General features: G+C 48.4%; 19 protein-coding genes, 3 tRNA genes and 1 pseudogene. 10 read left to right on the top strand and 13 right to left on the bottom strand.

The window, feature by feature from the left end; all coding sequences use genetic code 11:
- The first annotated feature begins 16 nt into the window (after window positions 1-16).
- The 4 genes from ACSTTG_RS07915 to ACSTTG_RS07900 all read left to right on the top strand — a co-directional run bounded on the left by ACSTTG_RS07915 (window position 17) and on the right by ACSTTG_RS07900 (window position 3,229).
- Window positions 17-1,012 carry a dihydroxyacetone kinase subunit DhaK gene (locus tag ACSTTG_RS07915; RefSeq protein ID WP_438474376.1) on the top strand — a complete coding sequence of 332 codons (996 nt, stop codon included), beginning with the start codon at window positions 17-19 and terminating at the stop codon, window positions 1,010-1,012.
- Window positions 1,013-1,149: 137 nt separating this feature from the next.
- A complete protein-coding gene (dhaL, locus tag ACSTTG_RS07910) occupies window positions 1,150-1,788 on the top strand; it encodes a dihydroxyacetone kinase subunit DhaL (protein ID WP_438474375.1) in 639 nt (212 codons plus the stop codon).
- Between the two features lie 3 nt (window positions 1,789-1,791).
- The gene (lsrF, locus tag ACSTTG_RS07905; RefSeq protein WP_438474374.1) at window positions 1,792-2,697 is read left to right on the top strand and encodes a 3-hydroxy-5-phosphonooxypentane-2,4-dione thiolase; all 906 of its coding nucleotides are present in this window, start codon (window positions 1,792-1,794) and stop codon (window positions 2,695-2,697) included.
- Entirely contained in the window at window positions 2,687-3,229 is a 543-nt protein-coding gene (locus ACSTTG_RS07900; protein ID WP_438457787.1) for a DUF1097 domain-containing protein, read from the top strand. Before lsrF ends, ACSTTG_RS07900 begins: the two co-directional genes overlap by 11 nt.
- A gap of 104 nt (window positions 3,230-3,333) precedes the next feature.
- On the opposite strand, the gene ACSTTG_RS07895 is transcribed toward ACSTTG_RS07900, so the two are convergent.
- From ACSTTG_RS07895 to ACSTTG_RS07865, 7 genes and pseudogenes are all read right to left on the bottom strand, one after another.
- Window positions 3,334-3,424 (bottom strand) — tRNA-Ser (locus ACSTTG_RS07895).
- 133 nt (window positions 3,425-3,557) lie between these two features.
- On the bottom strand, window positions 3,558-4,142 hold the full coding sequence (locus tag ACSTTG_RS07890; RefSeq protein ID WP_438474373.1) for a YceI family protein: 585 nt from the start codon (window positions 4,140-4,142) through the stop codon (window positions 3,558-3,560).
- A gap of 197 nt (window positions 4,143-4,339) precedes the next feature.
- Window positions 4,340-4,430: transfer RNA gene (locus tag ACSTTG_RS07885), tRNA-Ser, on the bottom strand.
- Window positions 4,431-4,569: 139 nt separating this feature from the next.
- Window positions 4,570-5,253 (bottom strand): HAD family hydrolase, encoded by a 684-nt coding sequence (locus ACSTTG_RS07880; RefSeq protein ID WP_438474372.1) that lies wholly within the window; start codon window positions 5,251-5,253, stop codon window positions 4,570-4,572.
- A 123-nt stretch (window positions 5,254-5,376) separates the two neighbouring features.
- Window positions 5,377-7,107: pseudogene (locus ACSTTG_RS07875) on the bottom strand (putative 2-aminoethylphosphonate ABC transporter permease subunit).
- The gene (locus tag ACSTTG_RS07870; protein ID WP_438474371.1) at window positions 7,104-8,198 is read right to left on the bottom strand and encodes a putative 2-aminoethylphosphonate ABC transporter ATP-binding protein; all 1,095 of its coding nucleotides are present in this window, start codon (window positions 8,196-8,198) and stop codon (window positions 7,104-7,106) included. The pseudogene ACSTTG_RS07875 and the gene ACSTTG_RS07870 overlap by 4 nt, the downstream one beginning before the upstream one ends.
- A 111-nt stretch (window positions 8,199-8,309) precedes the next feature.
- On the bottom strand, window positions 8,310-9,326 hold the full coding sequence (locus tag ACSTTG_RS07865) for a putative 2-aminoethylphosphonate ABC transporter substrate-binding protein (protein ID WP_438474370.1): 1,017 nt from the start codon (window positions 9,324-9,326) through the stop codon (window positions 8,310-8,312).
- 248 nt (window positions 9,327-9,574) lie between these two features.
- On the opposite strand from ACSTTG_RS07865, the gene ACSTTG_RS07860 reads away from it, so the two are divergent.
- Both ACSTTG_RS07860 and ACSTTG_RS07855 read left to right on the top strand, forming a co-directional pair.
- Window positions 9,575-10,495: a LysR substrate-binding domain-containing protein gene (locus ACSTTG_RS07860; protein ID WP_438474369.1), complete on the top strand. Its 921-nt coding sequence runs from the start codon at window positions 9,575-9,577 to the stop codon at window positions 10,493-10,495.
- A gap of 48 nt (window positions 10,496-10,543) precedes the next feature.
- A complete protein-coding gene (locus ACSTTG_RS07855) occupies window positions 10,544-10,873 on the top strand; it encodes an SMR family transporter (RefSeq protein ID WP_438457794.1) in 330 nt (109 codons plus the stop codon).
- Between the two features lie 64 nt (window positions 10,874-10,937).
- On the opposite strand, the gene ACSTTG_RS07850 is transcribed toward ACSTTG_RS07855, so the two are convergent.
- The 3 genes from ACSTTG_RS07850 to ACSTTG_RS07840 all read right to left on the bottom strand — a co-directional run bounded on the left by ACSTTG_RS07850 (window position 10,938) and on the right by ACSTTG_RS07840 (window position 13,148).
- Window positions 10,938-11,014: transfer RNA gene (locus ACSTTG_RS07850), tRNA-Pro, on the bottom strand.
- 106 nt (window positions 11,015-11,120) lie between these two features.
- On the bottom strand, window positions 11,121-12,896 hold the full coding sequence (locus ACSTTG_RS07845; protein ID WP_438474368.1) for a DUF3413 domain-containing protein: 1,776 nt from the start codon (window positions 12,894-12,896) through the stop codon (window positions 11,121-11,123).
- 27 nt (window positions 12,897-12,923) lie between these two features.
- Window positions 12,924-13,148, bottom strand: a complete 225-nt coding sequence (locus ACSTTG_RS07840) for a YejL family protein (protein ID WP_438457796.1) — start codon at window positions 13,146-13,148, stop codon at window positions 12,924-12,926.
- An 81-nt stretch (window positions 13,149-13,229) separates the two neighbouring features.
- Between ACSTTG_RS07840 and yejK the strand changes: the two genes are divergently transcribed.
- The 3 genes from yejK (at window position 13,230) to asd (ending at window position 16,903) form a co-directional block, all read left to right on the top strand.
- On the top strand, window positions 13,230-14,237 hold the full coding sequence (gene yejK, locus ACSTTG_RS07835) for a nucleoid-associated protein YejK (RefSeq protein WP_438457797.1): 1,008 nt from the start codon (window positions 13,230-13,232) through the stop codon (window positions 14,235-14,237).
- Window positions 14,238-14,322: 85 nt separating this feature from the next.
- Complete coding sequence (locus ACSTTG_RS07830; protein ID WP_438474367.1) at window positions 14,323-15,537, top strand: Hpt domain-containing protein; 1,215 nt, start codon at window positions 14,323-14,325, stop codon at window positions 15,535-15,537.
- Window positions 15,538-15,790: 253 nt separating this feature from the next.
- Complete coding sequence (asd, locus tag ACSTTG_RS07825) at window positions 15,791-16,903, top strand: aspartate-semialdehyde dehydrogenase (protein WP_438474366.1); 1,113 nt, start codon at window positions 15,791-15,793, stop codon at window positions 16,901-16,903.
- 147 nt (window positions 16,904-17,050) lie between these two features.
- On the opposite strand, the gene ACSTTG_RS07820 is transcribed toward asd, so the two are convergent.
- Together ACSTTG_RS07820 and ACSTTG_RS07815 are read right to left on the bottom strand one after the other, a co-directional pair.
- Window positions 17,051-17,890 carry an ion transporter gene (locus tag ACSTTG_RS07820; RefSeq protein ID WP_438457800.1) on the bottom strand — a complete coding sequence of 280 codons (840 nt, stop codon included), beginning with the start codon at window positions 17,888-17,890 and terminating at the stop codon, window positions 17,051-17,053.
- A 147-nt stretch (window positions 17,891-18,037) separates the two neighbouring features.
- Window positions 18,038-18,676, bottom strand: a complete 639-nt coding sequence (locus ACSTTG_RS07815; RefSeq protein ID WP_438457801.1) for a YchE family NAAT transporter — start codon at window positions 18,674-18,676, stop codon at window positions 18,038-18,040.
- Between the two features lie 630 nt (window positions 18,677-19,306).
- On the opposite strand from ACSTTG_RS07815, the gene adhE reads away from it, so the two are divergent.
- Window positions 19,307-22,012 carry a bifunctional acetaldehyde-CoA/alcohol dehydrogenase gene (gene adhE / locus ACSTTG_RS07810; protein WP_438474365.1) on the top strand — a complete coding sequence of 902 codons (2,706 nt, stop codon included), beginning with the start codon at window positions 19,307-19,309 and terminating at the stop codon, window positions 22,010-22,012.
- 552 nt (window positions 22,013-22,564) lie between these two features.
- On the opposite strand, the gene ACSTTG_RS07805 is transcribed toward adhE, so the two are convergent.
- Window positions 22,565-23,884 carry an outer membrane protein transport protein gene (locus ACSTTG_RS07805; RefSeq protein WP_438474364.1) on the bottom strand — a complete coding sequence of 440 codons (1,320 nt, stop codon included), beginning with the start codon at window positions 23,882-23,884 and terminating at the stop codon, window positions 22,565-22,567.
- Between the last annotated feature and the right edge of the window lie 16 nt (window positions 23,885-23,900).

Below are 23,900 nucleotides of genomic sequence, written 5' to 3'. Positions count from 1 at the left end.
AAGAAGGACGCTAAGCATGAAAAAATTTATGAATGATCCTGAAAACTTGACCACCGAACTACTGCAAGGCCTGGCGATGAGCTTCGCTAATAAAGTGAAAGTCGTCAGCGAAAAAATTGTTACCCGAGTGACTCCCAAGTCAGCCGATAAGGTGGCGATCGTCACATTAGGCGGCGCGGGACACGAACCGGCACTCAGTGGTTATGTAGGCGAGGGTCTACTCGATTACTCTGTCGTTGGCGATATTTTTGCTGCGCCAGGGGCGCCCAAGGTGTTTGAAGCGCTTAAGTTGGCCAATCGCCCAGCCGGGATCCTGTTTGTTGTGCTAAACCACGAAGGTGATGTGATGGCCGCTAATATGGCGATGGAAATGGCCAAGCGCGAAGGCATAAAGGTCAAAATGCTGCTAACGCATGAGGATATTAGTGCAGGGCTTGATGTGCCAGAGGAAGATCGTCGAGGTCTTGCGGGTTGTGTCCCTGTCTACAAGATAGCGGGTGCGGCAGCAGAGCAAGGCTTATCACTGGATGAGGTCTATCGCGTTGCGCAGACGTTTAATCAGCAAATGGCCACATTGGCAGTGGCGATGAGTAATGCGACTCACCCTCAATCAGGAATGAAAATTGGTGATTTAGCCGATGATGAGATGGAGATCGGCATGGGTCAGCATGGTGAGGGTGGTGGCGGTCGAATGAAGCTGCAAACCGCAGACGATACCGCCAATATCATGCTAGAGCAGCTATGCAAGGCCATCGATGTGCAAGCAGGCGACGACCTGATGCTGATGATCAATGGCTCAGGCGCAACCACCTTGATGGAAATGTTGATTGTGTCTAGGGCTTGTCACCTGGCGCTTGGTGATAAGCAAACCACGGTAGCACGCTGCAAAGTCGAGGAAGTGCTCACGGTTCAAGAGATGGCGGGTTTCCAGATGTGCATTGGTAAATTTGATAGCGAGACGTTATCGCTGTGGGACGCACCATGCAGTGCGCCATACTGGACCCAACAATAAAATCATTGCGCGCACCTTCGCTTTAGTGGGTGCGCATCACCCACTTTATCTATCCACTCTTTGGGCAGCACAAGTTTGAGCTGTCATAGCGAGTTATTACCTAAATTAAGGTGGATTGATATTGGCAAGGAGGCAATATGAGTGATTTCACACAGAGCGTTCTGAGCAGCATGTTGAGAGACGCAGCGCAGCGGATGGCCGCTAAGGCCGGCTATCTCAATGATCTCGATGGGCAGACTGGCGATGGTGATCATGGCACAACCGTGTTGAGGGTTTGCCGGGTGATTGAGTCTTGTCTTTGTTCAGAAAACCCAAACTGGAAAAAGCAGATAGACGACTTGGGTTGGCAGATCATGAGTCAAGACGGAGGCTCGGCAGGCATGCTGATTGGCAATTTTTATGTCGGACTCGCCCAGGGATTGGTGGAGGAGCACCTTTCTCCTTCACAGGTCGCCGGTGCCTTTCGTCTCGCGCTGGATAAAGTTCAGCAGTTTAGTCATGCCAAGTTAGGCAATAAAACCATGTTGGATGCCTTGATCCCAGCGGTGGTAGCCCTAGAGGAATCATCACAGCAGGGAGAAGGTTTGACAGTGATGTTTTCTGCTGCAGCTAACGCCGCTAGACGTGGTGCCGATGAGACTGAGTTAATGAAGGCAACAAGAGGCAGAGCAAAAAACCTAGGTGAAAAATCGGTGGGTCATCTTGACCCAGGGGCAGTCAGTATGGCGATGATGTTTGAGTCGTTTGCCTTGTACTTTGAGAGTAATAAGGAGTAGCGCATGGCTGATAAAGATGGCAATCAAATTGCCAAAGATTATGGCTTGGGCATAGCGCAGCGCAGTGAGTCATTTTTTGTAAAAGGGATGGATCATGTCGAGTGGGGAATGAAAGATAGGCTTAGCCGGATTTTTCGCCGCGAGAGCGGGCGCAGTGTGATGTTGGCATTTGATCATGGCTACATCATGGGGGCAACTGCGGGTTTGGAGCGGCTTGACCTGACCATTGATCCCCTTGCGGATCACGCCGATGCACTGATGGCAACACGCGGCGCACTGCGCACCTGTATTCAACCCACCCACAACAAACCGATCATTTTGCGCGCCAGTGCGGGCAGTACGGTGTTAAAAGATGATTTGAGTCATGAGGTAGCCGGGGTGGATCTTGAAGATGCGCTGCGGATCAATGCTTCGTGCCTAGCAATCCAAGTATTTGTTGGGGCTAAGGGCGAATGCTCGAGTCTGGAGAACTTGGTTAGAGCAGTCGATGCCGGGACGCGGGTCGGGATCCCAACGCTTGGGGTTACCGCTGTGGGTAAAGAGATGGAGCGGACCACTCGGTACTTTATGTTAGCCACGCGTGTGGTAGCCGAGCTCGGCGCGCATATAGTGAAGACCTATTACTGCGAAGACTTCGATAAAGTGGTCGCGGCGTGCCCAGTCCCGATCGTCGTGGCAGGCGGGAAGAAGGTGGGCGAACTCGACGCGCTGAAGATGGCTTATCAAGCGATACAAGCAGGTGCAGCTGGCGTTGATATGGGGCGCAATGTCTTCCAGTCTCAATGTCCGGTAGCAATGCTCAAAGCGGTGAATGGGGTGGTGCATGACAACCTTACTCCCGAGCAAGGATACGATTTGTACCTAACTGAACAAGCCGGTTGGCTTAAGGAAAATAGCCATGAAATTTAAAAACTTTATCGTAATTCCAATAATGGTTGCAGTATTGGCGTTTACCATTCAAGTGCTTGATCAACTGCTTGCGCCAACGTTACCTTTCGACAATCTAGGCTTTGGCTGGATAGCTTTCATTACTTGGGCGATGTACTTTATGGCGGGTTGCACGCTAGAAGGTGGCAAGAAAGTGGTCTTTGGCTACATCGCGGGGATCATTGCGTCTGTTGCCATCATGGAGCTGTCAGGTAAGTTTGGTACATTAGGCTTTTGGGCGGTGCCAGTGGCGATCTTCTTTGTCGTCGTCCCCTGTATTTGCCTAGAGCGATTACCCCCGTTTGACTTTGTTCCAGCCCTGTTTGTTGGGGCAGGCATCTTCTTTGGCTTTATGTCGTATGTGCCCGGGGCCACTTATGCCATTGCAGGGTTTACAGAGCTGCTTTATTGCGCCATCGGTCTGGTTTATGGATGGATGACGGTCACTGCGCGTACCAAGTATGAAGCGTGGCATGAACACCATGTTACTCATGATGTTTCACACACGCACTAGCGTGTTAAGTCAAGCGGTGTGATTTGAGCAGGTCCGCCAATTCATACGTACTATTTTAGTACTCATAAACGAAAAAAGCCCTGATAAATCAGGGCTTTCGAATGTGGCGGAGAGATAGGGATTTGAACCCTAGATACGCTATTAACGTATGCCGGTTTTCAAGACCGGTGCTTTCAACCACTCAGCCATCTCTCCGTTGTGGCGGGCATATTATAAGGGTTATCTTGTGTTGTAAACCCCAATCTGGTCATTTATATGGATTTATCATTCGTTTGAACAAATTATGCGCTTAAAGCCTCAAAACTAGATCTATTACTGTCAATCTCCTCTATTTTCTGAGAACAAGCGACACACTCGCCGCCACGCTGGTGGAGATAGCAATGTCACCAACGGTGTTCGATAGGGCGGCTAGGCTTTCAGTTGGAATGCCGAAGCTAGCACCGTCGATAATCACAGGTTTAGTGCTGGAAACGGACATGACATCACCAAAGCGCACAATATTTAGGCTGAAGTCAATGTCTTGGTCTTTACCGTACATGGTGACACTTGCCGGGACAGTTGCTTGAGTAACCAGACTGTCTCCACTTAGCAGCTCAGCAGGTACAGTTGCTTGCACCGTTACCTGTGGAAAATCGGCGACATTGAAAAATAGCTCACCCAAACGCTCGTTACGAATTGGAACACCGGTATCGATGTTGCCAATAGGAATCGCAACTAAAAGATTGCCACTCTCATCAAGGCTGCCTGATAAACCAGTAATAACGGCAGGCTCTAATATGTACTGCTTTTTGATCGTCGCGAAGCTGACTGTAGAAACCGTTGAGTCGATTTGATAATGCCCGGCTGCAAATACCTTGAGTGGCAGTAATGCGATAGAAAGACCGAGCGATAAAACTATGATTAGGTGTTTCATACCCTGTTCCTTGTTATGGGTTACACCTAAATGAGTATTGTTCAAATCACCAGCGGCGCAAGTGATGAGCTGTACTTATGGTTTGGCGATGCAATAACTGCGTGAGTATATGGCTACCATCAGCAATGATGTTTAGCTTATGTTTAGGGGATAGAAAAGCAAAAAGGCCACTGATAATCAGTGGCCTTTTCTAAAGGTGGCGGAGAGATAGGGATTTGAACCCTAGATACGCTATTAACGTATGCCGGTTTTCAAGACCGGTGCTTTCAACCACTCAGCCATCTCTCCGTTGTGGCCGCTATATTAATGGGGTTGGTTTGGCTTGTAAACCCTAGTTGGGCTTGTTTGCTTAATTTACACACAGTTTAAAAGGTTTTTTAATCCTTCTGTTGCTGTGGAGCGATATTTTGTTGAACAACCACCAAAACTAGAGTGACCACTTCTCTTGAGTCCAGTTGCGCTTCTGTGCTTCTAGAGTAAGTTTTTGACAGCCATTTATCACCACAGGATTAGGGACTTCAAGTAACAGGGGCAGGTCGTTAATCGAGTCAGAATAGAAGTGTGTTGCCTCATATCTGCCTTGTTGCGATTCGAGCCATTGTTGAAGTCTGATCACCTTGCCCTTCTGGTAACTTGGGGTCCCAGAAATCTTGCCAGTGTAGTAATTATCACTAATTTCAAGATTGACCCCCTCAGCAAACTCTATATTTAGGTGTTTTGCCATTGCTTTGACCAGCAACGATATCGTGGCTGAGATGATCATGCACGCTTTCCCTTGTTTATGCAGGTGCTTAATCAAATCAAGCGCCTCTGGGTAGATATATTGAGCGGCATGAGAGGCGACGAATTGCGCAGCAAATTGGTCAATTTGATCCACCGTATAGTGACGCAGCGGTGCGAGACTAAACGCAATGTACTCATCCATATCCATTGCACCTTGATAATAGCGTTGCATATGATGCTTATCTTGCTCAAGGAAATCGGCAGCGGCGATGTTTAATTCATGGACAAGGTAGTGGTGCCAGAGAACGCTGAGATCTTTGGCGATCAGGGTTTCATCCATGTCAAAAATGATGAGAGGGGTCGGTGTATTAATTGATTGAGTTTGCATAATAGCTCCTGAGCTAGGCTCGCGTTTGGCGAGCCTCAGGCTGTATTTCTTAGAGAGAGTTCTTGAATGGGTACCGATATCCATCGGTACCGTTTTTACCGTTATTGGCGAGTCACAGATGGTTTAGCGATAACGCCAGCGCTGAGTGTGCTTAATCAGCACATGACTGATCACACTATGGATGATGCGTGCCACTGCAGAGCTCAGCATGATCATCACCGCCATCGCCGCCGCAGCGGCCGTGTAGCCCATTTAATCAAGGTGCATGACGGCAATTGAGGCCAATACCGTATCGGTGGTGTACAGGAAGATCACGCCGGAGGTTGTGGTCATCGCGTTAACGAACAAGTAACTGCCGATATCGAGAATAGCTGGCAGCCCAAGTGGCAGTGAGATCTTAAAAAACGCTTTGTATTGCGAGATCTTAAGTGATGCCGCAACCGCTTCTATCTCTGCTGGAATCTGGCGCAAAGTGGTCATTGCTGTCATATGACCGACAGTGTAAAGGTGCACTACGGTACACAATACCAAAATTGTCATGGTGCCATAGAGACCATTGAGCGGGTTACTTGGGGAGTTAAAATAAAAGATATAACCCAAACCCAGAACCATGCCTGGTACGGCCATAGGCATCATAGCCATCAGGTGCAGTGCGTTACGCAAAGGCTTCATAGCGCGACCTTTCTCAACACAGTAAGCGACGATAAAGGTCACCAAGGTACCAATTACCGCGACAAGCAGTGCCATTTTGACTGAATTGAAGAAGGGTGCCCAGCCGTAACTGATAAAGCGTTCAAAGTCGTAGTTGTTCAGCGTCAGTGCTTTATTGTATGGCCAGAAGCTGATCAAAGAGCCATAAAAAGCCATGCCGATGACGACAAGAATCGCCAACACAATGGCACTACAAAACACCAATGCGAGGGTATCTTTGACCCGGTTTGGCTGCGGCTGGTAAATGACCGCGTTCGCACTGATCATACTTTGCTGCTTGCGGCGAATATGGGTTTCAACCCCGAACGACAACACGGCAGGCAGGAGCAGGATCACCGAAGTCACCGCGCCCATGGCAAAGTTGTGTTGACCAATAACCTGTTTATAAATATCTGTCGCTAACACGTTGTATTGACCGCCAATCACCTTGGCGACACCAAAGTCACACACCACTAGGGTGAAGATAACGATCATCGCACTCATCACGCCGTATTTGGCGCCAGGCAGTGTGACGGTAAAAAACGTACGCTGCGGGGAGGTGCGCAGTGCGCGGGCTGCTTCATACAGGCGCGCGTCAGCATTGGATAGGCCCGTTGACATGATTAAGACAGCGTGAGGAAAACACCAAAATACCAGGCCAAGGACGATCCCTATGGGACCATAGATACTCTCGCCCATTAGCCAGGACTTCCAAATGCCTTGGTTACCGAATAGATAGATAAAGGAAATGGCAGGCAGTAATGATGGCGCAAGAATCGGCAGGCTACCCATAACCTTAAAGGTGCGCTTAAATGGCATGCAGGTGCGCGTGAGTGCGTAAGAAAAACCAAACGCGAGCAGGCCTACAATAATTGATACTGTGACGCCGATAAATAGGGTGTTATAAATCGATTGAGTCAGTGCAGGGCTGCTAAGGTAATTGGCATAGTTGGCGAAACCAATATACTCCCCCTGACTGTTTTGCACACTTTTGCTAAACATCGCCCATAATGGCGCGATAAGGCCGAAGATCATCAACAGTGCCGCTAGGCACAGCAGCAGACTCATCACCCATTGGTCACGGCTAATGCGTCTGAAACGGGTCACTAGCGCGGATGAGGTTGTAGCAAGCTTGGAATGTGGCAGTGTTGCTTGAAGACTCATGCGGCGTTCTCCTCAACGACTTGCTCCTTGCAGACAGGCTCACCAAAAATTAGTGCATCCTCGCTTTTCCAGCTCAAGGTGCAGTAATGGCCAATGTCTAGCTCGAGCGCGTCAAGTTGTTCAGAGCTCACATCCACCTGAACCAGTTGTTCATTGCAGGCTAGCTGACAGTCAATGCGAATAAATGAGCCGAGGAATTCAAACGCCTTGATCTGTGCCTGGATACCAGTATTGAGATCAGCATGAATGCGCATCTGCTCTGGGCGAAGCGCAACTTTAACCGAGTCGGTGCTGACTTGCTTTGGAGTAGTGAAGCGGTAATCATCAATAGCCAGCAGATTATTTTGCTGATGCTTGGCCTCAAGGAAGTTCATCGTGCCAACAAAATCAGCGACAAACTCCGACGCCGGCTGGTGATAAATCTCGCGCGGCGTACCTATTTGCTCTACCACCCCGTGATTCATTACTACAATGCGATCGGCCATGGTCAAGGCTTCTTCCTGATCGTGGGTCACCATGATGGTTGTGATGCCGAGTTTCTTCTGCAGTAGACAGATTTCATGGCGTAGGTGAGCACGCACCTTAGCATCCAGTGCAGATAATGGCTCATCGAGCAGCAGCAGGCCAGGTGAGAGAGCAAGCGCACGTGCGAGGGCGACGCGTTGCTGCTGGCCCCCTGACAACTGCGCGGGAAATTTATGCTCTGAATTAGGTAAATCCACAAGCTCAAGCCATTGGCGCACCTTCTCCATTGCTTGGGGCTTTTTCATGCCTTGATTGGTCAGGCCAAAGGCAATGTTGTCGGCCACCGTTAGGTTTGGAAACAGGGCATAAGACTGAAAGACAATACCGAAATCGCGCTGCTCAGGTGGCAACAGGGTAATGTCGCGCTGCGCTTGCGTGATTTGACCGTCGCTTGGCAACTCTAAACCGGCAATCGCTCGCAACAAGGTGGTTTTGCCACAGCCTGAAGGGCCAAGGAAACAGATAAATTCACCCTCTTTGATATCAAGAGAGATACGGTCGAGCGCAGTAAAGTCGCCGAAGTGTTTTGACAGGTCGCTAACGGACAAGTAATTGGTATTGTTCACGGTGTTGATACTCTGAGCAGGCAGCTATTGATAGGGTGGGGAATGGAGACAAAAGGGGCTCATGTGAGCCCCTAGTGAGAACTGATTCCCTGTTAGGAACGTAGTGGCTAATTATTTCGCGTCTGACTTGCCGTCAAAGCGTTTAACCCACTCATTGATGATGTAGTCGTAGTTCTCTGATGCCCAAACGAAATCGTTTTCAATCATGATTTCAGTAGCATTGGTTGGGTAATGCTCAACTGGCTGTGCTAGATCGCTGATGGCGATAACCGGGTAGAACTGGTTGTACACCTTGTTCGCGTCTGCTGACGCCGCGTAGTCAAGTAGGGTTTGCGCCGCTTCAAGCTTGTCGGTACCCGAGACAATCGCAGCGGCTTCCATATCCCAACCCACACCTTCTGATGGGAAGATCATATCGATTGGCGCACCTTGCTGTTTCAGTGTTGCACCGCGGAAGGCAAACGAGATACCCATGGTTGCTTCGCCCGTTGCCGCTAGGTTACATGGCGCAGAACCTGAGTGAGTGTAGCGGGCAATGTTTTTGTGCAGGCCTTCCATGTACTCCCAACCCTGCTCATCACCGAACTGTTGCAGCCATGCTGATACGTCTAGGAAGCCAGTACCAGAAGAGGCCGGGTTAGGCATGACAATATGACCCGCGTACTCAGGCTTTTTCAGGTCAGCCCAAGACGTTGGCGCCTCAAGGTTGTGTTTTTTCGCTTCAATGGTGTTGAAACAGATGCCCGCAATCCATGCGTCCATACCAATCCAGTGTGGTACTTCACGGCTATCACGGAACTTTTCATCCAGCTTATCAAGCTCAGCTGGTGCATATGGAGCCAGCAAATCCTGCTTATCAAGAACCATCATTGATGTTGCCGCAAGACCCCAAATGACATCTGCCTGTGGGTTTTCTTTTTCTGCCAGCAGGCGTGCAGTCACAACGCTGGTTGAATCGCGCATAAAGTTCAGCTTGATATCCGGGTGCTGAGCTTGGAAGGCACTTTCCAGGGCGCGAATCTGTTCAATCTCGAATGCTGTGTAGACAGTCAGCTCTTGCTTTGCGAAGGCCGAAATACTTGTCAACGATACTGCAGCAGTCGCAGCAGCAAGCATCAATTTGTTCATGATATTCTCCATTTCATGATTAAGCGGTGTGGCGTTTTGCCAATTAAGTTGGGGTATAAGTTAGAAGCAGAGAATTAAGTAAAAATTACAGCTAAAGCATTTTTTTGTCTGATTTATATAAGTTTTTCTAAACTAACCCGACATGTCAGCGTCATGCTTATAAGTAAAACTAACGTCACGATTTATTCATCCGCGTGTAAAAGTTCATGTCTAGTTTGACCGCACTATCCCTTAAGAGATCACCGCCTATGTTGCCTCCACTCAAGTCTTTGGTGGCCTTTGAAGCTTGCGCTCGACTTCATTCTATTTCTAAAGCGGCAGCAGAGCTGCATGTGACTCAGGCTGCAGTGAGTCAACATATCAAGGCGCTTGAGCAGTTCTTAGGCTTTGCGCTGTTTAATCGCGAGCAACGCCGACTTAAACTCTCAACTCAAGGGCACAAGTACTACCCTACGGTGCATCAATCACTGCTCGCGATTCGCAACCAGACTCAAGCATTAACCTATCAAAGTGAGCCGCAGCAACTGACGATTAAGGTCAATACCTCGTTTGCCTACTTTTGGTTAGTGCCCATGCTCGACGACTTTTATAAGCAGCACCCCTATATCAACGTTCGTCTGCATACCGATGACTGGCCACAATTGGATGACAATCAATCACTGGTCGATATCGAGATTGTCAATGGTCAGCCCAATGGCAGTGATTATGGTGAGTTAATTTGTAAAGAGTACTGGTTGGCTATCTGTAGTCCGGGGTTTCGTGAGCGTTACCATCAAGAGTTGGAGCAGGGCCAGTTTGATCTGCTGCCGGGGATTTACGTTCGTGGTTATGCTGAAGGCTGGCCGGATTGGTTAGCGAGCAATGCGCTCTCGTGCGGAGCGCCGAAAAAGCAGTATGAAGTCGGCAGCAGTATGATGGGGTTAGAGCTGGTTGCTAAGGGCGCCGGAGTGATGTTGTGTCGCTCTTTGAATGCGATTCCGTTACTCTCGAGTGGTGAGGTGGTCGCGATCAGTGATAAAGTAATGAGCGCCAGCGATAGCCATTTCTTGACCTATAATCGCCATTTATCGCCGCCCAAGGTGACCTTATTTACTCAGTGGTTTAAGCAAAAGATGCTAGAGCAGCGCCCAGAAGAGGCGTTTTTTCGCGCGCTTAAGCAGTCACAGTAAGCACGTTACCACACACAAACAGTACCGACCGAATAGACGGGGAATATTTTGCACTATTTTCTACTTGCATTTGCCATTGCCGCTGAGGTGATTGCAACCAGCTTCTTAACCAAGACCGAAGGTTTTACCAAGCCAATCCCAACTCTAATTTGTCTGGCGTGTTACGCCGCCGCCTTTGCCGCCCTGGCACAAGTTGTCAAAGTCATGCCAGTCGGAATTGCCTATGCAATTTGGTGTGGCGCAGGCATCGTGTTGGTCGCTGGTATCGGCTGGATGGTTTTTGGTCAGAAGTTGGATATGCCAGCGATCATCGGAATGAGCTTTATTTTGCTCGGCACGGTGATTGTTAATGTATTCTCGAAAGTGGTGACCCACTAACTTTGGCATTTCGCTTGGCCTAAAACGAGGAAGGGGTTAGCCTAAGCTAACCCCTTGCGGTATATGGTCGGACTGACAAGATTTGAACTTGCGACCCCCGACACCCCATGACGGTGCGCTACCAAGCTGCGCTACAGTCCGATGGGATTGATATTACCACCTCATCATCGAACGTCAATGGGTAAGAGATTGATTAAAATCGCATTATTGTCGATTTGCCAGCTCGTTTGCACAAACTCTGACCAATCTAGTCGTTATAGAAGCGCTGCAGCTCAGTCAGGGCCTGCATCAACACCGGCAGCGTTGGGCTCTCATCCTTGAGGCGCTGATAATTCTCGTTGTAGACCTTGTAGTTGCCATAGCGATCCACCACGGTGGTTTTGCTTGGTGTCAGTAGAGCCAACTCGTTATTGTTGCCAGCGATGACCCACTTACGCTTGCGTTCGTTAAATAGGTTGCGACCGCTGCTGTAATCACTTGGGTTTGATGAGGTGCCCAGCAGCTCTTCCATTAGGGTGACAGAGACATCCAAGTGGCTAGTAGAGTGGGTATACTCAGCGGCGAGCTTACCCGGCCATTTGATAACCAGAGGCACCGACAACTGGTAATCACTATAATTTGAGCCAGCGCCCCAACTGTTGGTTTTAGTCTCATTGAACTCGATGCCGTGGTTAGAGGTGATGATGACCACCGTTTCATCACGAACTTCTAATACATCAAGCTGGGCGAGGATTTGCTCTAGCTGCTTATCAGCTTGCTTGACGGACTGTACATAGCCTTGTTTAAGTTTATCGAGCGTCGAGCCCTGGTGCTCTTCCATGGCATTAAACTGTTCAACCGTGGTTAGCTCGATAAAGTTAAACCAAGGGGCACCACTGTTCTCGCTAACCCACTGACTCCAGGTTTCTATTAGGCGGTCACCCTTGAGACCCTCCTCAACCGGTAGGTCACGGAAGATCAAATTGGTGTATAAATCAAAGTTGAAGCTATGGTCACTAAACAAGCCAAACTGATAGTCATTGTTGCCCAGCGTAGACAGCAAAATGGAGTCGGCGCCTTGATTGGCGACACTGCCCAAGTAACTGGTCGGCAGGCCGTAAAACAGGCCAAACATGCCCTGTACATCGTTGCTTGAGCTGTAATGGCGGGTAAAGTTTAGGGCATTATCAGCAAACTGAGCGGTAAACGGCATTGCCTCTTGATTGAGCGCGTCAGCACGCAGATTGTTGACGTTAATCAGCAGTACGTTGAGCGGGTTAGCCCGGCGCTCAAACACCAGTGGCTCGAGTGGGTAGCTGATTTCGTCCGCGCGTGCTTCGCTCTCTTGGCGGCGCTTTTGGTACTCTTCACGATCAAGGATGCCGTGTTTTTCCATAAATGACTTGGCCGTCATTGGGTAAGACAGCGGGAAATTAGCGCGTTGTTTGGTAATCGGTTCGTAGAACGAGATATCGGCCCAAACGTAAATCACGTGGCTTAAGCTGAAACAGATAAAAAACACCGCAGCAATCGGGCGGCCAATATGGCGATGACTTAATTTGCGTTGCTTACGCCACACCCACTCGGAGAGACCAAGCTCGAGTAGGAAGATCATCGGCAGCACGATAAACAAATGCTGGAAGTCACGACTGACGGGCGATGAGTTATCCGTAAACAATAACTCCCACACCACCGGATTGAGGTGCAAGCTGATCGACTGATAGGTTTGGGTATCGATCAATAAAACCGTCAAGCTGATGGTTGAAAACAACACTGTGAGCAGCCTGAACAGTTTTTTCGAGGGCACTAAGAAAGTGAGTGGAAACAGCACCAACAGATAGAGGGCAAATACCAAGAAGCCAAAATGCCCAACCCATGAGATAGCCAAATACAGCTGTCCTAGCAGACTCTCTGGCCATGGTGATTGGGCAATGTAACGTGTTCCGATAAGCATGGCTGCGATAATATTGAAAAACGCAAACCAGTGCCCCCATCCTACGAGACGAGACACGCGTTCCGAGTAGGAGTTTCCGCTATCTACCATAAGTGCTGTTCTTTTATATCCAACTTATTAGTGAGCTTTATCTTCTAGAGAAGAAACAAGAGCTTGGGCGAATTTATCAGCAATCGCCTTGCGCTGTGAAGGGGCAACGCTTTGATTTAAGACATTGGTTGCAATATTACCTGCAATCATCAGAGAGAGTTCTGGTGTTGCATTGTGTTTCTCAAGAACCGCAGCAACCTCTGCTAGGATTTGTTCGACTTGGTCGTCGCTGTATTTAGATGTAATAGGCATGGTAACTCTATATGTGCTAGTAAAAACGACTTATGATACCCTACTAGACCCGCTAACTGAACCAAGATTACTTCAATTCCTATGAGTCTGCAGCTTTCTAACATTATTTTGCATCAACTGACCAAAAATGATCAGGATGAACTGGTGGTAAACTACCGTCCACAGGCACTCGAGCTTGACCAAACGAGTGAGAACCTAGTCGCGGAGTTGCACCGTACGTTTAATGCTAAGCCAGGTAAGGGGTTTGGGCTATTTAAAAGTGATAGCGATTTCCAGCTCAATCTGGATACCTTCCGCAAAGGAGAGATGGCGTTCTATGAGTTTTCACAGCGTTGTGGCCAAACTCTAAAGCAAGAGTTGTCGAAGTACCCATTCGCTGATGAGGGTATTTTTGTCATTGCCGAGTATCAATCTCTGGCGACCGATTACCTGTTTATCGGTATCTTACCGTCCAACCAGAGCCTTAAGGTAACCGAAGGCTTGGATATCAGCGCGACGGACTACCTTGATATCAACAAGATGGATATCGCGGCGCGCCTTGACTTATCAACCTACGATACGGATAAAGAATCGAACCGCTACCTAAGCTACATCAAAGGCCGTGTCGGGCGTAAAGTAGCGGACTTCTTCCTTGATTTCCTGCAGGCAGAGGTTGGCTTGGACAGCAAGCAACAGAACCTAGTATTGATGCAGGCGGTTGAGGATTTCTGTGCCGATGCTCAGCTCGATAAGCAAGAAACGACAGAGTATAAGAAGCAGGTGGCAAGTTACTGTAACGATCAGCTTAAAGCCGGCGAAGAGATCCATGTAAAAGAGCTCTCGGGTGAACTGCCATCGACGGACACAGGCAGCTCTTTCCAAGACTTTACCAGCGCGCAAGGCTACGAGTTGGAAGAGAGCTTCCCAGCCGATCGCACCACTGTGCGCAAACTGACCAAATATGTCGGCGCTGGTGGCGGCCTAAATATCAGTTTCGATAGCCTGCTTTTGGGTGAGCGCGTGTTTTACGACCAAGAGAGCGACACTCTGACCATCAAGGGTTGTCCGCCAAACTTGAAAGACCAGTTAACCCGTCAGTCGAACGGATAAAGATCGAGAAAAGAGAGAGCAAGTTTGCTCTCTCTTTTTTTTTGGTTTAACGTCAATTTATGTGCACAATTGTGTAAGGACAAGGATGAAGCTTAATAAAGGGACTGTCGCATTGACTATTTGGGTAGTGGCGACCTTCACCGCGCTCTCTTGGCTGCGCAGTGAATACAACGTGCTCACCACACTCGAGAAGCTCGATACTGAGGTCAAGCAGGTCAGTAGCTTGCTCAATGTCAATCCGGCTTATCAAACCAACCACCTTGATAACCTGGCGATCTCCACCCGGGTGATCAACGAAACTCAAGTTGAACTCCTTGCTAGTCAAGATAACCACTTTGTCTTCCATGATGTTAATCAGCTGATATTGTTGCTTGATAGGTTTACTCATCTTGTCGAACAACTCAGCGACAATCAGCTCCAGATGGTGCGCCTGCTGGAAGAGCTGGGGATGGCGATGGATGAGTATCGCAGCGAGCCAAGGGTGTTTGAGGTGCTGACAGAACTGGGCTCTTTGACCTTTATTGCCTTATATAGTGACTTTGATGGCAACTCGTTGGTGTATCGTAAGTTGGATGCGCTCTACGTTGACTCGCTCGAGTTACCCGATGACGCGCGCACTAAGGTGCAAAGTCTGCTCGCGCGCAGCTCAAATTCGCTCGGCGCTTATGCTCAAGGGGCGCATTGGGTCGAGCAGTTAGCCGAATTTGAGGTAACGAAGACCATCAGCGAAATGCGACAAGAGCTGTATCACCATATCTATGTGGGAGGAATATTGTTCGCCGCAGTGGGCTTTCTGCCTTTATTGATTGCCCTTTATCGGAGGCCGAATATGTCTTTCACACCGTCAGCAGCCCTAGCAACAGGCCCAGCTATCGACCTCGGCACCGAGCAAATCACTCGAAGTGACACGCCTGATGCACCACCCGCGCCTGCGCCCAAGCCAACAGTGAGTGTTAACCCCGAGCGCACCAGTGCGATAAATTATGGCTACATGCTCGATTCAGTCAGCGGCGACAAAAGCGCCGTAGAATTGCTGCTCAATGTGTTTATCGAAGATCACCAAGACGACGCCGAACGTATCCAAGCCCTCATCGGCCAACAAGATCCCACAGCTCTGCGCTTAGTACATAGCCTAAAAGGTGTTGCAGGCAGTATCGGTGCGACGCCGCTACGTGATATTGCCTCTGACCTAGAGAGTAACCTAAAAAAAGGCCATCCTATCACAGAGACAGATCTTGAACTATTAGCACTGTATCTGCGCCAGACGATTCAGAGTGCTGAGGATTATCGAGGACGGTGAAGGCTAGGTTCGAGGAGCGGGGACACTTCGTTTCGGGGAGCGAGTAAACTGCACGCGCAATTAACTATACTGGTCAAAGTAATATGATGATGTTGCCTGTTACGTGATATTCCTCGCACCTCGTAGGGCAAAGCCCGTCCCCGCACCTCGCGCCCTTTTTTTAAATAAAGCTTGCGCTTTATAAGGGAAATCTTTATAGATGAGGTTTCCCTTTTTTTATTTTTGATCTTTTTGACATGGAGTGCGGAAGCGAATGAGAGTAGGTTTAGTTGGTTGGCGTGGTATGGTGGGCTCTGTCCTGATGCAACGCATGGTGGAAGAGCGCGATTTTGATGTTATCGAGCCGGTGTTCTTTAGTACCTCACAAGTCGGTATCCCAGCGCCAAACTTTGGTAAAGATGCAGGCATGCTGCAAGATGCGTTTGATATCGATGCGCTTAAGCAATTGGATGCTGTTATTACCTGTCAAGGTGGTGGTTACACTGAGAAGGTTTACCCAGCCTTGCGTCAAGCGGGTTGGAAGGGCTACTGGATTGATGCGGCCTCAACACTGCGTATGGCGAGTGACTCAATCATTACCCTTGACCCTGTTAACCTAAGCCAAATCCAACAAGGTATTCACTCAGGCACCAACACCTTCGTTGGTGGTAACTGTACCGTGAGCTTGATGCTGATGGCGCTGGGTGGTCTGTACGAGAAAGGCCATGTTGAGTGGATGAGCGCGATGACCTACCAGGCCGCCTCCGGCGCTGGCGCGAAAAACATGCGCGAGCTGATTGCGCAAATGGGCACCATCAACCAGTCAGTGGCGACTGAACTTGCTGACCCGGCTTCTTCTATTCTGGACATCGACAAGAAAGTGGCAGAGACCATGCGCGGTGAGAGCTTCCCAGTGGACCAGTTCGGCGTTCCTCTAGCGGGCTCACTGATCCCATGGATTGACGTCAAACGCGACAATGGTCAAAGCAAGGAAGAGTGGAAAGCGGGCGTTGAAGCAAACAAGATCCTTGGCCTACAAGATTCACCTGTGCCAATCGATGGCACCTGTGTGCGCATCGGCGCAATGCGCTGTCACGCTCAAGCACTAACCATCAAGCTTAAGCAAGCGATCCCAATGGATGAGATCGAAGAGATGATCGGCACCCACAACGACTGGGTAAAAGTGATTCCAAACGAGCGCGATATTACCGCTCAAGAACTCACTCCAGCAAAAGTCACCGGCACCCTAGACATCCCAGTAGGCCGCCTACGCAAGATGTCAATGGGCGACGACTTCTTGAACGCGTTCACAGTTGGTGACCAACTCCTATGGGGCGCCGCAGAGCCACTACGCCGCACACTGCGTATTATTTTGGCAGAAAAATAATAAAAAGCAGGCTTCGGCCTGCTTTTTTTAGGTTCGAGGAGCGGGTTTCGGGCTAAAAGCCCTCCGAGCCGCGAGGGGAGCACGCTAACGACAGCGCCCTCAATGCGCCTTGAACCCCGTAGCGAAGCGTACCCGAACCTCGCCCCTTTATTTGGTGATGCGTTGATCAGGTGAAGGCAGTTCACTCCCACAATACTTACAATACATCGCCTCCGACTCGTGTCCGGCTTTTGAGCAGTTGGGGCATTTGACCAGTTGGCGGTGTGATTTCATTTCATTATTCAGCTCTGCGGTGATGATCCCAGTCGGGACGGCTAGGATAGAGTAACCAAGCAGCATAGTGAGGGAAGCAATGGTCTTGCCCAAGCCGGTTTGCGGCACGATATCGCCATAGCCGACTGTAGTAATAGTGACGATTGCCCAGTAGATGCTTTTGGGGATACTGGTAAAGCCGTGCTCGGGGCCTTCTATTACATAGATGAGTGAGCCGAAAATGGTGACTAAGATAGCCACGGTGGTGAAAAAGATCATCACTTTACGCTTGGCCATCAACAGGCTGCGCAGCAAAATATTTGAGTCTTGTAAAAACGGTACCAAGCGCAACACACGGAAAATACGCATGATGCGCAGCAGGCGGATCACCAACATATAAGAGGCGCCGGGGATCATTAGAGCGAGGTAACTAGGGACGATGGCCAACAAATCAATAATACCATAGAAGCTCCGTGCATAAGCCCAGCGTTGTGGCGAGCAATACAAGCGCGCCAGATATTCAATGGTGAAAAGTAGGGTAAAAGCAATCTCTATAGCATGCAGCGGTGGACCATAGATGGCGTGAACCTCTGGGATGGATTCAGCGATCACGACAACTAGAGAGAGTAGGATGGCAATAATTAAGCCAATATCGAATGCTCGCCCAGCAGGCGTGTGGGTGCCAAAGATAATGGTGTAGAGATGGTTTTTGAGCGGGTGCTTCTTGTTTTCCATAGCGAGTCTATTCTGCCTTGAGTATGGCTGTTTCCATGCGCAGCGCAACTAGTGTCTACTTATTATGATAGGCGTATGAATGAAAACAAGTTTTTGTTTTCCCTACCATGCTGTGATGAGAGCCAACATGGTAGGGAAGGGCAGGAGTTACATCAAACCAGGGAAAAGGTTTCTCAAACCATTGGCCATAAACTCGATACCAAGGGCCGCCAAGATCAGGCCCATGATACGTGTAATCACGTTGATGCCCGTTTGACCCAAGAAGCGCACGATCAGGGGGGCAGAGCGGTACAGTAGCCAAGAGCAGAAGCAGAACACCACTACAGTGATCAAGATACCCACCGTTTCAAACATGCTTGGGTAGCGCGCGCCATAAACAATCGTTGAACTGATCGCACCTGGGCCTGCCATTAGAGGCATCGCCAGCGGCACGACGCCAATCTGCTCGCGACTGACGTACTCCGATTTCTCTTGTTTATTCTGTTTATCTTCACCGAGCTTACCGCTCATCATGGTAAAGGCGATGCTCAATAGCAGTAGACCACCCGCGATGCGGAATGAATCAAGCGAGATACTGAACATATCCAGCAATGCTTGACCGGCAAGTAAAGAGGTGATCAGGATCACGCCCACCGCGATATTGGCGGTCTTAGCCGTTTTGTGCTTTTCTTCCAAAGTCATATGACCGGTCAGAGAAACGAAGATCGGCATAATACCCACCGGGTTCACGGCGGCGACGAGACCCAAGAAGAACTGTAGAAAAATGGCGATTTCGAAAGTTTGCATGATGGCTGTGTGTTCCTTGTATAGCGATGACCTAAAAGCGCCGCTAATGTAGGGCTTTTTGTCTGAAATTTCGAGCGAAAAGCAACATTAATTGTAACTACCTAATTTATATTGGTGAATTATGCGTCAAACCAAATTGGTAACCACTTTTTTGCAGGTGGTTGGTTAGATAGTGTGCAGCTCGGTTAGTGTAGGCTATTTTTGAACGAGGGGCGGAAACTGAACAAACTTTGTACTGCTGTGCACGTAGAAAATGTGCTAAGGTCAGTAAATTCAACAAAAGTGTAAGTTTTTTTCATACTTTTATTGTCTTTTTTGATAGCAAAGTTTAACTGGCTGTTTTTTGCTCGCCAAATGTACGGTTTTTAATGTTATTTAATTCAGTAACTTATGTCGCTTTGGGTGATCTAGTTACCACTAATTGGTTAATTAATTTTTGGAATCTGATCTGAGTCATATTTTTTCAAATCGTGAAAGATTATACTCAATCCTGAAAGCAATTTACTAAGCCTGCTGTTTTGTAAGTTACTGACTTACAGATGAATGTTCCGTGGGGGCGGTGCATTCTGAGTTTGATCGCAAGCTCAATAAATTAGCTTTTACATTTTGTTATTTTTAGGAGATTTTTCTATGCCTGTTACCAACCTAGCTGAACTAGACGCTCTAGTAGCCCGCGTAAAAGCGGCGCAAGCGGAGTTTGCTACTTACTCTCAAGAGCAAGTAGACAAAATTTTCCGTGCAGCTTCTCTAGCAGCTAACCAAGCACGTATTCCTCTAGCGCAACAAGCGGTAGAAGAGTCAGGTATGGGTATTGTTGAAGATAAAGTAATCAAGAACCACTTCGCTTCTGAGTTTATCTACAACAAGTACAAAGACGAACAAACTTGTGGCGTTCTTGAAGAGGACGACAACCTAGGTACTATGACTATCGCAGAGCCTGTAGGCATCATCTGTGGTATCGTACCAACAACTAACCCAACATCGACTGCGATCTTCAAGTCTCTAATCTCTCTGAAGACTCGTAACGGTATCATCTTCTCGCCACACCCACGTGCGAAGAACTCAACTAACGACGCAGCGAAGCTAGTTCTAGACGCAGCAATCGCAGCGGGTGCACCAAAAGACATCATCGGTTGGATTGACCAGCCATCAGTTGAGCTTTCAAACGCTCTTATGAAGCACGATGGCATCGCTCTTATCCTTGCAACTGGTGGTCCAGGCATGGTTAAAGCAGCTTACTCTTCTGGTAAGCCAGCAATCGGTGTAGGTGCAGGTAACGTTCCTGTAGTAATCGACGAAACAGCTGACATCAAGCGTGCTGTTGCTTCTATCCTAATGTCTAAGACATTCGATAACGGCGTAGTATGTGCTTCTGAGCAGGCTGCAATCGTTGTTGACGAAGTATACGACGAAGTGAAAGCACGTTTTGCTTCTCACAAAGCTTACGTTCTAAGCAAAGCAGAAGCAGACAAAGTACGTAAAGTACTACTTATCGATGGCGCACTAAACGCGAAAATCGTAGGTCAGCCTGCTCCAGCTATCGCTGAAATGGCGGGTGTTAAAGTTCCAGCTGACACTAAAGTTCTAGTTGGTGAAGGTCTAGGCAAAGTTTCTTACGACGACGAGTTTGCTCACGAGAAACTATCTCCAACTCTAGGTCTATTCCGCGCTGACAACTTCGAAGACGCAGTTGCTCAAGCAGTAACTATGGTTGAAATCGGCGGTATCGGTCACACATCTGGCCTATACACTAACCAAGACGTTAACGCAGACCGCATCCGTTACTTCGGTGACAAGATGAAGACTGCACGTATTCTTGTAAACATCCCAACAACTCACGGTGGTATCGGTGACCTATACAACTTCAACGTTGCACCGTCTCTAACACTAGGTTGTGGTTCATGGGGTGGTAACTCTATCTCTGAGAACGTAGGTCCTAAGCACCTAATCAACAAGAAAACTGTAGCGAAGCGAGCTGAAAACATGTTGTGGCACAAACTACCTAAGTCTATCTACTTCCGTCGTGGCAGCCTGCCAATCGCAATGAGCGATCTAGAAGGCAAGAAGCGTGCGTTCCTAGTAACTGACCGTTTCCTATTCAACAACGGCTACGCAGACGAAGTTGTACAGCTACTGAAAGCTCAAGGCATTGAAGTTCAAACTTTCTTCGACGTAGAAGCGGATCCAACGCTATCTGTTGTTAAGAAAGGTGCGGCAGCAATGGAAAGCTTCCAACCAGACGTAATCCTAGCGCTAGGCGGTGGTTCACCGATGGATGCGGCTAAGATCATGTGGGTTATGTACGAGCACCCAGAGACTGCATTTGAAGAACTAGCAATGCGCTTTATGGACATCCGTAAGCGTATCTACAAGTTCCCTAAAATGGGTCAAAAAGCTGAGCTTGTATGTATCACTACTACTTCAGGTACTGGTTCAGAAGTTACTCCATTCGCGGTTGTTACAGACGACGAGACTGGCGCTAAGTACCCACTAGCGGACTACGAGCTAACTCCTCAAATGGCAATCGTTGATGCGAACCTTGTAATGAACATGCCTAAGTCTCTAACAGCGTTCGGTGGTTACGATGCCGTAACTCACGCTCTAGAAGCTTACGTATCTGTTCTTGCGAACGAGTACTCAGATGGTCAAGCTCTACAAGCACTTAAGATGCTAAAAGAGTACCTACCATCAAGCTACGCGAACGGTGCTAACGACCCAATCGCTCGTGAGAAAGTACACAACGCTGCAACTATCGCTGGTATCGCATTTGCGAACGCGTTCCTAGGTGTTTGTCACTCAATGGCACACAAAATTGGTAATGCATTCCACCTACCACACGGTCTGGCGAACGCACTACTAATCTCGAACGTTGTACGTTACAACGCGAACGACAACCCAACTAAGCAGACTGCATTCTCTCAATACGACCGTCCACAAGCACGTCGTCGTTACGCTGAGGTTGCTGACCACCTAGGCCTAAGCCAAGCTGGTGACCGTACTGCGCAGAAGATCGAGCGTCTTCTAGCATGGTTGGACGAGCTAAAAGCGAACCTAGACATCCCAATGTCTATCCAAGCGGCAGGTGTTGCTGAAGCTGACTTCCTAGCACAAGTAGATGAGCTATCTGTAGACGCGTTCGATGACCAGTGTACTGGTGCGAACCCACGCTACCCACTTATCTCTGAGCTGAAAGAAGTTCTACTGTCTTCTTACTACGGTAAGGCTTTCGTTGAAGGTGAAACTTTCGAAGGTACTACTGTAATCAAGAAGAAAGCAGACCAAGAAGCATCAAAAGCGCCAGCAGCTAAAGCTTCTAAAGAGAAAGCTGAAGCTTAATCCGCGAAGTAGGATAAAGTGCTGAGATAGGTTTTCGCTAGCACGGAATCTATCTGATAAATTTGAAACCCCGGCCTTTGTGTCGGGGTTTTCTTTTTCTAGGTACGAGGTGCGAGGACGCTGCGCTTCGGGTAGCGAGGAGTTGGGTACTTGTTGTAGAGCCCGTGTAAAACGTGGGAATTGTACATGGAGAGTTTAGGTCTCTCGGTTGAATCAATACGAAGTTTTGTCGCTGTCGTTTTGTGTCTTCAAGGTAAAAGTGATCTCTTCGGAGGGCTTTTTTGAGAGTTGAGTTCATGGAGCAGGGTAACCAACTGAGTAACGCTGTAGGTGTGGCGTGGTAGCTAGATTAGCGATTAAGGTGTTATTGCTACTTTAGTGGTGATAGTTCTTAGTAACTGAACGTGAATCGAGTTTAATAGTAAGCACACTTTGGTGAGAGGCATCGAATGAGCTTAATTGTACATGACGTGTTGCCTGGCGGAATGCGAAAAAGCAAAAGGGCCGGAGAACCGACCCTTTGAAGTGTTGTGTATTCTAAATCAGGAGTGATTAGAATGAGCGGCTGTATTGTAGGCCGACTAGGATTGCATTTGCGCGTGTAGTAGCTGAGATTGAAGAAATATCGGTACCTGGAATGGATGGGTTTTCAGTATTTTCCTCTACTTTAACATCTTTACCTACTAGGTAAGTAAAGCCGAAATCAACATTAGATTGCTTATCGATATTGTAAGTAAAGCCAGCAGAGAACCATTGGCGATCTGAGTCTGGTACAGATACAGACTTAGTATCACCCTGTGCGCTTGTGTCGTACATGTAACCAGCACGAAGTGTCCAGTCTTGGTTTAGGAAATAAGTACCACCGATAGCGTAATGCCAACCATTCTGCCAGTTATACTCATTCAGGACCACTTTTTCACCATTGATTTTAGCTTCTAACTCATCAAAGGCGCGCCAGCCAATCCACTGTACACTATAGTGTGCTGCGAATTTGGTATCAGGGATACGATGGTAACCGGAAAACTCTGCCATGTCTGGTAAAGGAAGATATAGTTTGCCATTACTGTCAGAATTACCTAGGTACTCAATGTCGCCTTCAGCTTCGATTTCAGGGCTGTAGCGATATGAAAGACCAAATCGGTTGTTTTCATCTAACTCGTAGACTGTACCAATATTGAAGCCAACACCAAAACCTTTGGCGTCTACATCAAGCAAGCTGGTTCCTTTAGGCAAGCCTACTACACAAGGGTCATCACCTGGACATAGAACCGGCGTGCCTGGGTCGATGATTGTGCCCATACCTTCACCCGCGACCCTGCTTAGTTTTCCGGTACCGTAGATTAAATCTAATCCAGCGCCAAAACTCCACTGGTCGTTTAGTCGATAAGAACCGGAAACACCAAGGTTTACACTTGCCAGGTCAGTTAGACCGCCATACTCGGACCAAGATAAATTATCATCGAATTCGGTTTTTGTACCAAAGTTTGAATATACATTAACACCCCAAGCAAACTTATCATTTACTGGGACAATCAAGTGGATGTTAGGCGCGACTGAAGTACCGCCAATATCGTTATAGCTTTCGTTACCGCTACCAAATAGTCCTTGGTAGTTTACGTTCTTCGCTTCAATATCCGTAATCAAAGTCTCAAAACCCAAAGACAGAGAAACTTCGTCGAAAAGGGCCATAGTTGCTGGGTTGCGGGCCATTGCTGATGCGTTGTCGGCGATGACTGCGTCACCGGCGAATGCGCGGCCGATGCCGGTCGCAGATTGTGCGTTAAGTTGGAAACCTGCTGCAACGGCTTGTTGAGAGGCTAGGGCGACCGTTACGGCGACCACTGATTTTTTAAACAGACGCATGTTTTTCATTAATTTATCCTTCTAA

Origin of the sequence: Vibrio glycogenivorans (assembly GCF_051660965.1) — a bacterium.
GTDB lineage: Bacteria > Pseudomonadota > Gammaproteobacteria > Enterobacterales > Vibrionaceae > Vibrio.
The sequence above is the reverse complement of the archived record's forward strand: the minus strand, read 5'-3'. Positions and strand labels throughout refer to the sequence as shown.